Below are 13156 nucleotides of genomic sequence, written 5' to 3' on the forward strand. Positions count from 1 at the left end.
AATAAACGTGAGGAATGGTTACACTTTCGCGGCGCTGGTGAAGCAAGATGTGTTGGCAGGACCTCCTGCGGACGTGCTGTTCTTTAGCATGCTGGCACTGACACAGCATGGCGTCTGTGTGTCGGCATGCGATTCCATCGATGCACTGCGCCAGCATATGACGGCACCGTCATATTACGTGGCCCACAATCTGGTGACGCATGTAGGTAGGCGCGCCATCTTTAAGGGGGCTCTGGTGCAAGCAAGCACTGCCAATCTGCTGGTATTCCTTGATGCCGCGCTGACTGGCGATGATCTGCGCCCCATGCTGATCGCACCTGTGTTTGCGGGAGCGCCGACGCAGGTGATACACCTCGATGACGATGTGCGCCATGTCTATGCATGAATGTCCAGTCTGACTATACATGCCGGGTCGGGCCGCGCATTTCCCGCGCCCCGAGTAACAGATTCAGCTTGTTGCCAGCATCCCCGCCAGGATCAGGCCGACCGAGGCGTGCCAGGCTGTCTCGCTGGCCGGCCTGCCCGCCAGCGCATAGCCGTGTAAAAAATCGACGAGCGCATCGCGCCCGCGCAGCCGGGTTTTTTTGTCCAGCTCAAGGCCCTCGACGGCCAGCTCGAACAGCGCCGTGAATCGCTCGGCCACGTCGGCTTGCGTCACCAGCCCGCGCGCCATCAGGCGCACGAAATACGGTGTGGCGCTGACCAGTTCCAGGTACAGCGCGCACAGCGCGAGCACACGCCGTGGCGCTGCCTGGCGCCGCGTAAACGGCGGCTGGCGCGGATCGAGCGCGGCAAAACGCTGCGCCATCAAGGCCAGCAATAACTCCTCTTTTCCCGCGTAGTAGTGATACACGGCCATGGCGTCGACGCCCAGGCTTAGCGCCAGCGCGCGCATGGAAAACGCTTCGCCTTGTTCTTCCAGCAGGACCAGGGCAGCGTGCAGGATGGTGGCGCTGTCCAGTGCGGGTGCGGCGCGGCGTGGACGCCCCGCGCGGCGCACGGGATTTTCAATAGCTTGAAGTTTTGGCGGTTTCATGGGCATAATTCTACACTGTAGAATTAAATGAAGGAGCACCCATGCAAAAACCTTTCGTCAGTGCCTTTCTCGGCATCAGCATCGACGGCTGCATCGCCGGAGAAAACGGCGACCTGTCCTGGCTGGCCGAACTGGCTCCCGACTCGCCCGACGCCACCGGCTACACGGCCTTGATGGAGCAAGTCGATACGCTGCTGATCGGCCGCACCACGTATGACGCCGTGCTGGGTTTCGATCCTTGGCCGTATGCGGGCAAGCGCGTGGTGGTACTCAGCCACCGCGACTTCGCGCCACGGCATGGGGAGCAGCGCCGCGAAGGCGGCGTGCGGGAAGTACTGGCAGGTCTGGCAGCGGGGGGCTGCCGCCATGTGTATCTCGATGGCGGCGCCGTCATCCGCGCCGCTTTGCGCGAAGGCGTCATCGACAGCCTGACCTTGTCCGTGCTGCCCGTGGTGCTGGGCAAGGGCGTGCGCCTGTTCGATGACGCGCTGCCGCGCAGCGACTGGCGCCTGGAAGACACGCGCCCGCTACCCAGCGGCGTGGTGCAGCTGCGTTATGCAAAGCGTTAAACCGCGTCGGCCAGTTCGACGATGAAGCCTGTGTCAAAACGGTCATTTTCGGGCGTGCCATCGGGGCGCTTGTAGCCGCAAGGGTTGCACACGACGCGGCACTCGCCTATCTGGTAGTCGAGCGAGGCGTGCATGTGGCCATGCACCCACAGGTCCGCCTGCGCCACCAGTTCGTCCAGCTGCGAGGCGAAGGCGGGTGAGCCCAGGTTGGCTGCGTATTGCTCGTCCACCGACAGCATCGATGGCGCCATGTGAGTGATGACGACGGTCTTGCCGGCGAACGGTTGCGCCAGTTGCCCGGCTAGCCAGGTCTTGTGCCGCGCGTGCAGCTGCGCCGTGTCGCTGGCGCACAGCAGGCGCGGCGTGTCACCACCCGTGCTGATGCGCTTGTAGTCGGGCATGTAGGCTTGCGCCGCCTGCATGGCTTCTTCCTGGCGCGCCGCGCCGAAGAGTAAAAAATCCGTCCACAGCGTGATGCCGAGGAAGCGCACGCCGTTCAAGACGACGGTGTCGCCGTCGAGCAGGCCGATGTTGGCACCCTGCGCATTCGCGCTTGCACAGGCATCGCGCACGGCGTCCTGCATGTGTTCGAGCTGGTGCCCATAGCCCTCGTGATTGCCGTGCACGTACAGCACGGGCAGGGCGCCGAAGGTGCGCGCGGCCCAGGCGATGGCATGGTTGCCCGTGGCGATGTCGCCGGCCAGGATCACCACGTCGGGGCGGCTGGTGGCAAGGTCGATGGCGGGTGTGTCGTCACCCCAGACTTCCAGGTGCAGGTCGGACAGGATCAGCAAACGCATGGCAGTGGGCGCGGCAAGGCGCGCGGCAGTCAATGGGCCTCTATCGTAGCGCAAGTCGCTGCGTCCGTCTGCTTGACCGCGCCAGGGTGGCGACGTTACCCTATGGCATCGATTAGCACACACGCATTCCTGGAGCCGCATGCCGCCTTTCTTCCTTCCCAAGACCTTGCTGAACATCGCGCTGGCCGCCATGGCGCTGCCGTTGACGGCACATGCCGCCACGCCGGCCATCGATCCCCTGACGCAGCCGATCGCCTCGCCGTATGCGGCGCAGTGGAACCGTCCGCAACAACCGGCGCGCATCCACGGCGACACGTATTATGTGGGCGTGGGCGGCTTGAGCGTGGTGCTGATCGATACGCGCGACGGCTTGATCCTGATCGATGGCGCGCTGCCGCAATCGGTGGCCGCCATCAAGGAACATATCCTCGAGCTGGGCTTTCGCCTGCAAGACATCAAGTTCATCCTGAATACGGAAGCGCATTTCGACCATTCGGGCGGCATCGCCGCCCTGGCCCGCGACAGCGGCGCGCAAGTGGTCGCCAGCCCGCTGGGCGCGGAGGCGCTGCGCGCGGGAGCGGTGCTTGCCCTGGACCCGCAAGCGGGTGAAATCGATCCCATGCCGGCCGTGGAAAACGTGCGCGAGATCGCCGATGGCGAAACCCTGCAGCTGGGTGACGTGACCATCACGGCGCGCTACACGCCGGGCCATACGCCGGGCAGCACCAGCTGGACCTGGGTCTCGTGCGAGGATGCGCAGCGTCAGGACTGCCTGAACGTGGTATTTGGCGCCAGCCTCACGCCGGTGGCGGCCGACGATTTTCACTATCTGGGCGATGAACGCCATGCGGACCTGACGCCGGCTTTTCGCCGCGTCATGCAGGACTTTGCCAAACTGCCGTGCGACATCCTGATCTCGGCCCACCCCGACCACTCCGGCGGCGACCGCAAGCTGACGCAATTGCTGGAAGGCGCCACGCCGAACCCCTTCATCGATGCGCAGGCGTGCAGCCACTACGCGGCCAAAAATGAAGCCAAGCTCGATGCCCGCATCGCCAAGGAAAAGGCGGCTGCGACAAATTAACAACGTTGGCGCATTCGCCATGAAAAGCGGTTGACGCACTGCAGCATAAGGTGCAGAATCAGCATCCGCAGTTGAGATTAACCAGACAAAAGAAAGGATACCCATGTTCGAGCAGGCTGGCAGCACGTTGACTTACCACTAGCCCCGCGCATGACGCTCGGGGCCATCGGCACATTGCCGATCCCGAGCCGGTGTCCTTCAAACCCCGGTGAGGAAACTCGCCGGGGTTTTTTGTTTTGGACGACCCCGGCATAACGACAATACCAAGGAATACCGTTATGCCCATTCATCAGACACTGCGCGGCGCCCATGTGCCCGTGCATATTTTCACCGACGATATCGATGCGCAGGCGCTGCGCCAGCTGCACAATATCGCCAGCCTGCCCATCGTCCATCCGCATGTGGCGGCCATGCCCGACGTGCATGCCGGCATCGGCGCCACCGTCGGCAGCGTGATTCCCACGCGCGGTGCCATCATCCCGGCCGCCGTTGGCGTCGACATCGGCTGCGGCATGAACGCCGTGCGCACGACCCTGACGGCCAGCGACCTGCCCGATAACCTGGCGCGCCTGCGCAGCGCCATCGAAGCGGAAGTACCCGTCGGCTTCGAGCAGCACGAATGGAGCCGGGTGCAAGGCTCGCGCCAGGCGCGCGCCGTGCGGCCCCTCGGCGACCGCCTGGCGCACATCGTCGAGCGTCACCGCGGCATCGCCAAGATGCTGCGCCAGTTCGAGCGCACGTGGATCTGCCAGGCGGGCACCCTGGGCGGCGGCAATCACTTCATTGAAGTCTGCCTCGACGAGGAGCAGCGCGTGTGGGTCATGCTGCATTCGGGTTCGCGCGGCATCGGCAACGTGATCGGCCGCTATTTCATCGCCGCCGCGCAGAAGGATATGCGGCGCCACCAGCTGCAGCTGCCGGACGCGGACCTGGCGTACCTGAGCGAGGGCTCCACGGTATTTGACGACTACGTGGAAGCGGTGGATTGGGCGCAGGATTACGCGCTGCTCAACCGCAGCGAAATGATGCGCCGCGTGCTCGACGTGCTGGCGAAGTTTGCTCCGCCGTTCCGGCTCGACGGGGAGGCCATCAACTGCCACCACAACTACATCGCGCGCGAAACGCATGGCAATGAGGATTTGTATGTGACGCGCAAGGGCGCCATTTCGGCGCGGCAGGGAGAACTGGGCATCATCCCCGGCAGCATGGGCGCGCGCAGCTTCATCGTGCGCGGCAAGGGGAACCCGGAATCGTTCTGTTCCTGCTCGCACGGGGCGGGACGCAGCATGAGCCGCAGCGAGGCGAAGCGCCGCTTCAACCGCTTCGACCTGGCCGAACAGACGGCAGGCATCGAGTGCCGCAAGGATGGCGGCGTGATCGATGAAATTCCGGCCGCGTATAAAGATATCGACGCCGTCATGGCGCACCAGAGCGATCTGGTGGAAGTGGTGCATACCTTGCGCCAGGTCGTTTGCATCAAGGGCTGAAAGGAGAAGACATGAAGATCAAGCTCAAGCCTGTATCCAAGCCGCGCAATCCGCTGGTGGCGGCCGCCAGGCTGCGCGGCGGCGCCGGCGCGCATCAGTCGGAAGCGTCGCCGCGCGCGGCGCGCCGGGCCGGCAAGCACCGTTTGCAGCAGTGGCTGGCGGGGCGTCTGAAGCCTGACGATTAGCGGGCCGGCAGCTCGACGATGAAGTTCGGATCAAAAGCGGGATTTTGCGGCGTGCCGCTGCGCGTCTTGTAGCCGCAGGGGTTGGCTACGACGCGGCACGGGCCGATGCGGTAGTCGCGCGTGACGTGGAGGTGGCCATGCACCCACAGGTCCGCCTGCGCGGCCAGGTCGTCCAGGCGCGAAGCGTAGGCGGGCGAACACGCCTCGCTGCCATACGCATCATCGACCGACAGCAGCGATGGCGCCATGTGGCTGATGACGACTGTCGCGCCCTCGAAGGGCTGCGCCAGTTCGCGCGCCAGCCAGGCTTTTTGCTGCGCGTGGAACATGGCCGTATCGGCCGCGCGCAGCTTGCGAAAGCCCATGTTGGCCAGGCGGATGCGCTTGTAGTCGTTCATGACGGCTTGCGCGTCGTGCATGGCCGCCTGCCGCGTGTCGTCGCCCAGCAGGCGGAAATCCGTCCACAGGGTGGCGCCCAGGAAGCGCACCTGCTTGCCTGCCTGGTCGGTGAGAACGTGCGTGCCGCAGTCGAGGAAATGCACGTTCTGCGTGGCGGCGCAGGCCGCGCGCAGCTCCTGGCGCACCTTGTCCAGATGGTGGCCGTAGCCTTCGTGGTTGCCATGCACGTACAGCACCGGCAGTCCCGCAAACGTGCTGGCGGCCCAGGCGACGGCGCGGGTGCCCGTGTCGATGTCGCCAGCCAGGATCACGGCGTCGGGACGGCTGAGCGCGAGGTCGCCTTGCGGCGCATCCTCGCGCCATAACTCATGGTGCAGGTCCGACAAAATCAATAAACGCATGCGGCATCCAGGCGATTGGCGGGTACGCCATCGTACCTGAAAAGCCTCACTCTTCCTCCAGCGCGGCGAAGCTGTGCGCCAGGTAGTCGAGCAGCGCGCGCACGGCCGGCAGCAGGCCGCGCCGCGACGGGAAGACGGCGTGGATGATTTCGCGCTGCGGCCGCCACTGCGCCATCAGCGGCAGCAGGCTGCCGTTGGCTACCTGCTCGACGATCATCATGGTCGGCAGCTGCACCACGCCCACGCCGGCCACGGCCGCGTCGCGCAGGGTCAGCATGTCGCCCGTGACGAAGCGCGGCGTATGCCGCAGCTGGGCGCGCGCGCCGTCCGGGCCGTGCAAATCCCACTGGTAGTGCTGTTGCGGCGTGCCCAGGGCCAGGCTGGGCCAGTCGGCCAGGTCGGCCGGCGCGGTTGGCCTGGCGGCGTCGCCGAACAGCAGCGGGCTGCCCACCATGCACTGGCTGCGCTCGGCCAGCACGCGCAGCACCAGGTCACTGTCGGGCAGCGGCGGCGGACGCACGCGGATGGCCACGTCGATGCCTTCGGCCACCAGGTCGACGCGGCGGTTGCTCGCTTCGAGCAGCAGGGTCACTTGCGGATGCTCGCGCATGAAGCCGGCCAGCATGGGCGCGACCAGCGAATGGAGCAGGGCGATGGGGCAGGACAGGCGCACCGTGCCGCGCGGCGCCGCCCGCGTCAGCTCGATCGCTTCCTGCGCCGCCTCCGCTTCCACCAGCATGGCCTTGCAATGCTCGTAAAACGTCTGGCCCACGTCGGTGACGGAAAAATGCCGTGTCGTGCGCTGCAGCAGGCGCGCGCCGAGGCGCTCTTCGAGCAGCGCGATGCGCCGGCTCAGTTTGGATTTCGGCATGCCCAGCGCGCGTCCGGCCGGGGCGAAGCCGCCATGGTCGACCACCTGCACAAAGTAATACAAGTCATTCAAATCCTGCATGCCGCCTCCTTGATCGTTCTATTTTTGGAACGCTGATGGCGTATTTTACCGTCTACCGCCTCCATCGTTGCAAGCGTATTCTGTCTTCATCGTATTGCACACACCAAGGAGATCGAGATGAACACAGTCACAGGTATCTACAGCGCACCCCGCCAGCACTGGGTAGGCGACGGTTTTCCCGTGCGCTCGATGTTTTCGTATAACGGCCATGGCAAGCAGCTGAGCCCCTTCCTGCTGCTCGACTATGCAGGCCCTGCCGAGTTTGCGCCCGGCACCCGTCCGCCCGGCGTCGGTTCGCACCCGCACCGCGGCTTTGAAACGGTGACCATCGTCTACAAGGGCGAAGTGGCGCACCGCGATTCGACGGGCCAGGGCGGCGTGATCGGCCCCGGCGACGTGCAGTGGATGACGGCCGGTGCCGGCATCCTGCATGAAGAGTTTCACTCGCCCGCCTTCACGCAGTCGGGCGGCACCCTGGAAATGGTGCAGCTGTGGGTGAACCTGCCGGCGAAAAACAAGATGACGGCGCCCGGCTACCAGGCCATCACCAGCGACACGATTCCTACCGTGGCGCTGCCCGACGGCGCCGGTTCCGTGCGCGTGATCGCCGGCGATTTCGATGGCCAGCATGGCCCGGCCCGCACGTTCTCGACTATGCAGGTGTGGGATGTGCGCCTGGCGCAGGGCAAGCTGACGCAGCTGCCCGTGGCCAAAGGCTGGAGCACCGCGCTGATCGTCCTGCATGGCACGGTGCTGGTGAATGGCGAGAGCGTGGTGGGCGAAGCGCAGATGGCGCTGTTCGAACGCGATGGCGACAGCATCACCGTCGAGGCGAACAGCGACGCCGTGGTGCTGCTGCTGAGCGGCGAGCCGATCGATGAGCCCATCGTCGGCCACGGCCCCTTCGTCATGAACACGGATGCGGAAATCGCGCAGGCGTTCGAGGATTTCAACAGCGGCCGCTTCGCCCGTATCGCGACGTAATTTGTGTAGTTAATTTGTGCAGTACCCATGCCGCATCCCGCGGCATGGTTTTTCAGGAGACCACCATGAGCACCCCCGCCAACTTCCACGGTTTGCCACCGATGATCGATCCCGACGACGCCGTCATGCTGCTGATCGACCACCAGAGCGGTTTGTTCCAGCTGGTGCGCGACATCGAGCAGCACGTGCTGCGCGGCCACGTCACGGCGCTGGCCAAGCTGTCGCGCCTGGCCAATATGCCGACCTTCACCACCGCTTCCGTGCCCGACGGCCCGAACGGCCCATTGATCCCGGAAATCCACCATTTCAATCCGGACGCCGTCTACATCCCGCGCACGGGCCAGATCAATGCCTGGGACAATCCGGCCTGGGTCGAAGCCATCGAAAAGACGGGCCGCAAGACCCTGCTGATCGCCGGCACGCTCACCAGCGTGTGCATGGCTTTTCCCACCATCAGCGCGCTGGCGGCCGGCTACAAGGTGTTTGCCATCATCGACGCCTCGGGCAACTGGTCGAAGATGGCCACTGACATCACCGTGGCGCGCGTGACGCAGGCGGGCGCCGTGCCGATCGATACGTATGCCGTGCTGGCTGAAGTGATGAGCACCTGGAACCGCGCCGATGCGATGGAATTCGCCGCCATCATGACGGACCATATCGTGCCGCCGTACCGCGCGCTGATCGAAAGCTACGACAAGGCGCAGGGCGTGCAAAAGAATGGCCGGGAGACGAAGCTGGACATCCTGGAAACGGCCAGCAAGGGCTGATCGCAGCTACGGCGCTTCATAGCGGGCGCGTATCGCTGCCAGCATGCCACGCTGTTCCAGGCGCGTGATGGCGGCGTTCAGGCGCGCCAGGTCGTCACTGCTGGTCGTGCGCGCATTGAGCATCAGGTGCACGGGGGCGCGCAGCACCAGGAAGGGCAGGGTGTTCAAGGCGACGCCCTGCAGGCGCGCTTCGTGGCGTACGGCCAGCACGTCGCCCAGCAGCAGGTCGGCGCGGCCCGCGTCGAGCATGCGGATGCCCTGCCGGAAGCTGCCGAAAGTATTCAGGCGACCGGCCTTTTCCAGCGTCGGCCGGGCCGCCGCATACTGCGCGCCATACCAGCCCACTTTGGGCGCCAGCAAGGTCGACTTGCCGCGCGCCAGCTGGCCGAAGCTGCCGACATGGCGCGGCACGGCGTGCGTGCCGGCCTTGCCGAAGATGCCCACGGTTTCGTCGCGGTAGCTCACGCTGAAACGCGCATACGCATGGCGCTCCGAGGTGTCGGAGGCGGCCAGCATCAGGTCCAGCCCCCCTTTCTGGAACAGCAGCTGGCGCCGCGCCGTGGGCAGTTCCGGTGCGGTCAGCAAGGTGCAGCGCGCTTCCTTGAAAATGGCGCGCAGCAGCTCCAGGTCCAGGCCCGTATAGCGGCCCTGGGCATCGCGGTAGAGATACGGCGGCCACTGTTCCAGCGCCATCGTCATGCGGCAAGCTACGGCGGGCAGGGCAGATACGCCGAGCACTGCCGCAAACAGGAGATGGCGCATGCGCATAAGGGAGCTTCCTGGAGTTTTAACTTGATATTCAATTTGCCAGAATGGCCACGGAAGTCAAGGGCTGTTGCCGCTGAAGGCCGGCCTGGTTCGCTTTTCCTCGATGTTTGCGCGTTTTTTTGCCGCTTTCTCCCCTGGTTTCGCCTCCGGCGTGGCGAACACCGGGTAGTGTAATCGGCTATAGTGGTGCGGTGCCACCACTGCCCCGCAAAGGAAGACCGCTTGACTCCCCCGCTCGAGATCGCCGCCAATGTCTTGATGACTGTTTCCATCATCCTGGCCGGACGCAATAATATTCATTCCTGGTGGATCGGCATGGTCGGCTGCGTGCTGTTTGCCGTGCTGTTTTTCCAGGTGAATCTGTATGCCGACGTGATGCTGCAGCTGTTTTTCATCGTCACCTGCGTCATCGGCTGGCTGCAATGGCGGCGTGGCGCGGGCGGCAAACCGTTGCCAATCACGCGCACGGGCTGGCGCAGCCTGGCCTGGGTGGTGCCGGCCGGTATCGCCGCCGTGGCCATCTACGGCATGCTGCTGCACCGGTTTACGAATGCTTACGCACCCTTCATCGATTCCGCAGTGTTGGTATTTAGCATCATCGCGCAATTCTTGCTGATGAGCCGGCGCATCGAAACCTGGGCCTTCTGGCTGCTGGTCAATACCGTGGCCGTGCCCCTCTACTATAGCCGCGGCCTGCACCTGACGGCCGTGCTGTATGCGGCTTACTGGGTCAATGCCCTGATTTCCTGGTACTGGTGGGGCGTGCAGGCACGCCGCGCGGCGCAGGTGCCCGCGGTGCCGTGCGCGGCAGTCGTCGACGCCTGACATAGCCCAACGCCAAGTCCTTAGATTCAAATCGTATATACAATCAATTTTTAATTCGTTCACGCCATAAAGACACCGGGATATAGTGGCCTTTCCCCGCTTACCGGTGTTTTTTATGTTGAGTTTTAGTCCTTCCACCTGTTTTTATGCCGTCCTGCACCAGCTGACCATGCAATGCATGGCGCAGTTGATGCCGGTGCGTGCCCGTCCACGCATCCCCTAAGTCATTCCCATTCATTTCGTTGTCGTTTGCCCGCTGGCCCACCCGGTCCGCGTGCCCCTGCTCGGCCTTTTTTATCGGAAAAAGGCTCAATCCCAATAAGAGGAAACCATGTTCAAACCACTCGCCATCAGTCTTGCCATCGCCGCCGCCTTTCCCTCCCTTGCCCACGCCGAAGAGGACATGCTGCGGGTCAACGTCACCGGCTCGAATATCCGCGTCAGCGAAAAGGAGGGCGCCAGCGCCGTGCAAGTCATCACGGCCAAGGAGTTGAAAGCCAGCGGCAAGAGCAGCGTCTCGGATGTGCTGCGCGCCATCTCCGCCAACAGCGGCAACAGCTACAACGAACAATATACGGGCAGTTTCTCGGCCGGCACTTCGGGCCTGTCGCTGCGCGGCATCGGCCAGAAAAATACCCTGATCCTCGTCAATGGCAAGCGCGTGGCCAGCTATGCGACGGCGCAAAACCTGCAGGAAACCTTTGTTGACCTGAACAGCCTGCCGATGGCGGCCGTGCAGCGCATCGAAGTGCTCAAGGATGGCGCCTCGTCCATCTACGGTTCCGATGCCGTGGCCGGCGTGGTCAACATCATCCTGTACAAGGAATTCACGGGCACGGACATCACGGCGCAGTGGGGCGGCTCTACCGAAGGCACGGGCCAGCATGAAAAGAGCGCGGCGCTGCAAACGGGTTTCGGCAAGCTCGAGGAAGACGGCTACAGCCTGGTCTTCTCGATCGACGCGCAGCAGCGCGACAAGCTGCAGCAAAGCGACGTGGCGTGGATGCGCGATGCGGACTTCCGCAAGCAGCAGCGGGGCAGCCTGGGCTGGGCCATCACCAATTACGCGGGCACGGACCCGACCCGGACCCTGGGCGGCGTGCGCGGACCACTGCAACTGGTCAATTATGGCGACATCACGCCCGGCAAGACGGGGAACGTGCTGGCGTATAACCCGTCGCCGTATAAAACCTTGATTCCCGGCATCCAGCGCGTGCACACGGCCGCGCGCGCCACCTTCAAACTGAACGCGGATACGGAAGCGTATGTCGACTTGCTGCACAGCTATTCGCGCGCCGACCAGACCTTCAGCGCCCCGCTCACCGTCAACAATGCCACGCGCGTGTGGAACAACGCCACCCAGGCGCTCGACACCATTCCTGTCGTGCTGCCTGTCGGCCACCCGAACAATCCGGGCGCCACGCCCCTGCCGTTCACGGCTACCCTGTTCGACCTGGGACCGCGCCTGAAGCAGGACAAGGTCACCTTCTACCGCGCGCTGGCAGGTGCCAAGGGCACCCTGGCGGGCTGGGACTGGGATGCGGCCGTGGGCCATTCGAGCAGCAAGCTGGAAGAAACCGTGCAGAACTTCGTCAACCGCTACGAATTCCAGAAGGTGCTGGCCGACGGCAGTTATAACTTCTTCGACCAGTCGCAAAACAGCGAGGCCGTGCGCAACCGCCTGCGCCTGTCGACCCTGCGTCCGGCCGAGTCGACCCTCGACACCGTCGATTTCTCGGCCGCGAAAGACTTGTGGCAGCTGCCGGCCGGTCCGCTGGGCTTTGCCGCCGGTGCTCAGTGGCGCCGCGAAAAGATGGATTCGCAAACCTCGACGGCCGTGCTGTCGGGCACGGAGCTGCGCCCGGCGATCAACATCATCAACGGCTCGCGCAGCGTGTCGGCCCTGTTTGCCGAATTCAACGTGCCCGTCGTGAAAGACCTGTCCGTCAACCTGGCGGGCCGCGCCGACCATTACAGCGATTTCGGCAATGCGTTTTCGCCGAAAGCCAGCGCGCGCTACCAGGCGGCGCCGTGGCTGCTGGTGCGCGGCACCGTGTCGCGCGGCTTCCGCGCGCCGTCGCTGCCGGAAATCACGCAAAGCACGGCCGTCAGCTATGTCAGCGTGCTCGATCCGAAGGACCCTGTCACGCCGACGCAGACGCGCGGCGTGACGGCCATTACCATCGCCAATACGGCGCTGCGCCCGGAACGGTCGAATAACCTGAACCTGGGCGTGGTGGTCTCGCCGACCAGCAGCTCGAGCATCGGCCTCGATTACTACCGCATCAAGCAAGATGGCGTGATCGGCACGGAAAGCGCCACCACGACCCTCGCCAATGAAGCGTCGGCGCCGCAGAAGATCACGCGCGACGCCGATGGCCGCATCACGACCCTGTACCGCCAGTATCGCAACCAGGGACAGCGTGAAGTGTCGGGCATCGACCTCGACCTGCGCCAGCGCTTCGTCGACCAGGACTGGGGCAAGCTGACCCTGGCCGGCCAGCTGAGCCGCGTGCTGCGCTTTGCCGAACCGTTGTCCGATGGCGCGCCGCTCACCGACGGCGCCGGCACGAACTATTTCGGCTCCATCCCGAAATGGCGCGGCGTCACCTCGGCCACCTGGGAGCAGGGCAAGTGGTCGTCCACGCTCACCTGGAACTATGTGGGCAGCTATGCGCAAAACACGCATCTCGATGAATCGGTAGCCGCCTTCAGCACCTTCGACGTGACCACCAGCTGGCAGGTGACACCCAAGGCGAACGTCACCTTCATCGTGCAAAACCTGGCCAACAAGCGCGCGCCGTGGGATTACTCGGCCTCGGGCTTCGACTATACGCAGGCCGACCCGCGCGGACGCTTTGCGTCGCTCAAGCTGAACTACAAGTTCTGATCTGCAGTT

Annotated in this window: 14 protein-coding genes; 9 read left to right on the plus strand and 5 right to left on the minus strand. The window is 64.4% G+C overall.

What is annotated here, in order from left to right; translation table 11 throughout:
• The first annotated feature begins 7 nt into the window (after positions 1–7).
• Positions 8–385 carry a hypothetical protein gene (locus tag O0882_RS21695; protein ID WP_289951371.1) on the plus strand — a complete coding sequence of 126 codons (378 nt, stop codon included), beginning with the start codon at positions 8–10 and terminating at the stop codon, positions 383–385.
• A 63-nt stretch (positions 386–448) separates the two neighbouring features.
• Here the strand turns inward: O0882_RS21695 and O0882_RS21700 are convergent, their stop codons facing one another.
• Entirely contained in the window at positions 449–1036 is a 588-nt protein-coding gene (locus O0882_RS21700) for a TetR/AcrR family transcriptional regulator (RefSeq protein WP_289951373.1), read from the minus strand.
• Positions 1037–1077: 41 nt separating this feature from the next.
• Here O0882_RS21700 and O0882_RS21705 point away from each other — a divergent pair, with 41 nt between their 5' ends.
• A complete protein-coding gene (locus tag O0882_RS21705) occupies positions 1078–1605 on the plus strand; it encodes a dihydrofolate reductase family protein (RefSeq protein ID WP_289951375.1) in 528 nt (175 codons plus the stop codon).
• Here O0882_RS21705 and O0882_RS21710 read toward each other — a convergent pair.
• Positions 1602–2405 carry a metallophosphoesterase family protein gene (locus O0882_RS21710; RefSeq protein WP_289951376.1) on the minus strand — a complete coding sequence of 268 codons (804 nt, stop codon included), beginning with the start codon at positions 2403–2405 and terminating at the stop codon, positions 1602–1604. The two genes, O0882_RS21705 and O0882_RS21710, sit on opposite strands and share 4 nt — an antisense overlap.
• Positions 2406–2544: 139 nt before the next feature.
• Here O0882_RS21710 and bla point away from each other — a divergent pair, with 139 nt between their 5' ends.
• The 3 genes from bla to O0882_RS21725 all read left to right on the plus strand — a co-directional run bounded on the left by bla (position 2545) and on the right by O0882_RS21725 (position 5161).
• Positions 2545–3489 (plus strand): subclass B3 metallo-beta-lactamase, encoded by a 945-nt coding sequence (gene bla / locus O0882_RS21715; protein ID WP_289951378.1) that lies wholly within the window; start codon positions 2545–2547, stop codon positions 3487–3489.
• A 278-nt stretch (positions 3490–3767) separates the two neighbouring features.
• Positions 3768–4976 carry an RtcB family protein gene (locus O0882_RS21720; RefSeq protein ID WP_289951380.1) on the plus strand — a complete coding sequence of 403 codons (1209 nt, stop codon included), beginning with the start codon at positions 3768–3770 and terminating at the stop codon, positions 4974–4976.
• A gap of 11 nt (positions 4977–4987) precedes the next feature.
• Complete coding sequence (locus tag O0882_RS21725; RefSeq protein ID WP_289951382.1) at positions 4988–5161, plus strand: hypothetical protein; 174 nt, start codon at positions 4988–4990, stop codon at positions 5159–5161.
• Here the strand turns inward: O0882_RS21725 and O0882_RS21730 are convergent.
• Together O0882_RS21730 and O0882_RS21735 are read right to left on the minus strand one after the other, a co-directional pair.
• Entirely contained in the window at positions 5158–5961 is an 804-nt protein-coding gene (locus O0882_RS21730; protein ID WP_289951384.1) for a metallophosphoesterase, read from the minus strand. The genes O0882_RS21725 and O0882_RS21730 overlap by 4 nt on opposite strands.
• Before the next feature lie 46 nt (positions 5962–6007).
• Positions 6008–6913: a LysR family transcriptional regulator gene (locus tag O0882_RS21735; protein WP_289951385.1), complete on the minus strand. Its 906-nt coding sequence runs from the start codon at positions 6911–6913 to the stop codon at positions 6008–6010.
• 117 nt (positions 6914–7030) lie between these two features.
• Between O0882_RS21735 and O0882_RS21740 the strand changes: the two genes are divergently transcribed.
• Positions 7031–7897: a pirin family protein gene (locus O0882_RS21740; RefSeq protein WP_289951386.1), complete on the plus strand. Its 867-nt coding sequence runs from the start codon at positions 7031–7033 to the stop codon at positions 7895–7897.
• Positions 7898–7962: 65 nt separating this feature from the next.
• Positions 7963–8664, plus strand: a complete 702-nt coding sequence (locus O0882_RS21745) for an isochorismatase family protein (RefSeq protein WP_289951387.1) — start codon at positions 7963–7965, stop codon at positions 8662–8664.
• A 6-nt stretch (positions 8665–8670) separates the two neighbouring features.
• Here O0882_RS21745 and O0882_RS21750 read toward each other — a convergent pair whose 3' ends face one another.
• Positions 8671–9426, minus strand: a complete 756-nt coding sequence (locus tag O0882_RS21750; protein WP_289951390.1) for a transporter substrate-binding domain-containing protein — start codon at positions 9424–9426, stop codon at positions 8671–8673.
• A 228-nt stretch (positions 9427–9654) separates the two neighbouring features.
• On the opposite strand from O0882_RS21750, the gene pnuC reads away from it, so the two are divergent.
• Complete coding sequence (gene pnuC / locus O0882_RS21755) at positions 9655–10257, plus strand: nicotinamide riboside transporter PnuC (RefSeq protein WP_289951393.1); 603 nt, start codon at positions 9655–9657, stop codon at positions 10255–10257.
• Positions 10258–10588: 331 nt separating this feature from the next.
• Positions 10589–13147 carry a TonB-dependent receptor gene (locus O0882_RS21760; protein ID WP_289951395.1) on the plus strand — a complete coding sequence of 853 codons (2559 nt, stop codon included), beginning with the start codon at positions 10589–10591 and terminating at the stop codon, positions 13145–13147.
• The last annotated feature ends 9 nt before the right edge of the window (positions 13148–13156 follow it).

The organism is Janthinobacterium sp. SUN073 (genome assembly GCF_030397665.1).
Taxonomy (GTDB): domain Bacteria; phylum Pseudomonadota; class Gammaproteobacteria; order Burkholderiales; family Burkholderiaceae_D; genus Janthinobacterium.